Here is a 342-nt window from a genome sequence, read left to right on the forward strand (position 1 = left end):
GAGCGACTGAGCAACGCAGCATCACCCGAAAAGAGGGGGATTAGCTCAGTTGGGAGAGCACCTGCTTTGCAAGCAGGGGGTCGTCGGTTCGATCCCGTCATCCTCCACCACTTACAGTGCAAACAAAAGCGAACTCGAAAGAGTTGGATTCTGTTTGCGTTGTAGTTTGAAACGCCCGATCTTTAACAAACTGAAGAAGCCGAATATATAAGACGGCGAGACAAATAATATGGAGTTAACTCTTCATATTAGCTGAATCGTCATCTTGGGTATTTGATTGTATCTAAGGCTACGTCGCCATATCAAAAGGGGCGGTGTAGTCGTCGCACAAACACTCTCTGT

1 tRNA gene is annotated in these 342 nt (G+C 47.1%); it reads left to right on the plus strand.

The annotated features are described in order from the left end of the window. Positions 1-34 precede the first annotated feature (34 nt). Positions 35-110, plus strand: a tRNA-Ala gene (locus C2134_RS10010). Positions 111-342 lie beyond the last annotated feature (232 nt).

Origin of the sequence: Chromobacterium sinusclupearum (assembly GCF_002902845.1) — a bacterium.
Taxonomy (GTDB): domain Bacteria; phylum Pseudomonadota; class Gammaproteobacteria; order Burkholderiales; family Chromobacteriaceae; genus Chromobacterium; species Chromobacterium sinusclupearum.